The 1,128-nt window shown below is 72.7% G+C and carries 2 protein-coding genes; both read right to left on the minus strand.

From position 1 onward, the window contains the following. Positions 1-11 precede the first annotated feature (11 nt). Complete coding sequence (locus ACWGIU_RS38305; protein WP_453712764.1) at positions 12-653, minus strand: nucleoside triphosphate pyrophosphatase; 642 nt, start codon at positions 651-653, stop codon at positions 12-14. 204 nt (positions 654-857) lie between these two features. Further along, a complete protein-coding gene (mmpB, locus tag ACWGIU_RS38310; RefSeq protein WP_328961944.1) occupies positions 858-989 on the minus strand; it encodes a morphogenic membrane protein MmpB in 132 nt (43 codons plus the stop codon). Positions 990-1,128: the final 139 nt, after the last annotated feature.

Genomic DNA, 1,128 nt, shown 5'->3' on the forward strand with positions numbered 1-1,128 from the left:
GTTCGGGGAACTCAAGCCCACAAGTCCGTGATGGACACGTCCAGTTCGCCCAGCAGGGAACGCAACAGCGGAAGCGACAGGCCGATGACGTTGCCGTGATCCCCGTCGATGCCGTCGATGAACGGCGCCGACAGCCCGTCCAGGGTGAACGCCCCCGCCACGTGCAGGGGTTCCCCGCTCGCCACGTACGCGGCCACCTCCGCGTCCGTGGGCTCACCGAACCGGACCGTCGTCGAGGCCGTGGCCGAGACCTGACGGCCGTCCGTCGTGTCGATCACACAGTGCCCGGTGCGCAGGACGCCCGCCCGTCCGCGCATCGACTTCCAGCGCGCGGTGGCCTCCTCGGCGTCCACCGGCTTGCCGAGCGCCTCGCCGTCCAGCTCCAGCACCGAGTCGCAGCCGATCACCAGGGCGCCCGCGGCTTCGTCCAGCCCCGCCACGACGGCGGCCTTCGCCTCGGCCAGCGCCAGCGCCAGGGCGGCCGGCTCGTCGTGGTTCAGGGTGTCCTCGTCGAAGCCGCTGACGATCACGTGCGGGGCGAGCCCGGCCTGCCGCAGCAGGTTCAGCCGGGCGGGGGAGGCGGAGGCGAGGACGAGCTTGCGCGCGGTCGGCGAGGGCTCAGGTGTGGCAGTCGGCTCAGGTGTCGCAGTCATGATGGCCATCGTAGGTGCGGCCCGCAGCGCCGTGACAGGGCCGAAGCCGTCTCCTCCGGATCTTGTCGGGTGAGCCCGGGTCGTCCGGTGCGGTGCCTCGCACGGCGGAGGGGCGCCCGTGTACCGGACGTACTCGGGTGCCCGACAGCGCGGCGAGGGGCCGTCCCGGGCGGGCCGGGCCCGGCAGGTTCCGCAAGGGGCGGCCTAGAAGCCCACACCCAGGACGTACACCACCACGAGCATGGCGAGGGCGAGCACCACGGTCAGCCGCCGGATCATCGCCTGCGCGTCGCGCATGTCCTTGGGCGGCTCGTTCTTCGGGTCGGACCAGAGCATGCTCCGATCCTGGCCCGGCGAAGGGGTGTGGCGCCTGAGTACGGGTACTCAGGCGCCACCGCCCGTTCATAACGGTTCGGCTACGCGGGCCCGTACGTACGGCCCCAGGCCCGGGGGCCCGGATGCCGAACCCGCCGCC

The sequence above is a fragment of the Streptomyces sp. NPDC054840 genome, assembly GCF_053611065.1.

What these genes read in the sequence shown, in the direction of transcription:
- ACWGIU_RS38305 (WP_453712764.1), bottom strand. Translation starts at nt 653, where the DNA reads ATGACTGCGACACCTGAGCCGACTGCCACACCTGAGCCCTCGCCGACC.
- mmpB (WP_328961944.1), bottom strand. Translation starts at nt 989, where the DNA reads ATGCTCTGGTCCGACCCGAAGAACGAGCCGCCCAAGGACATGCGCGAC.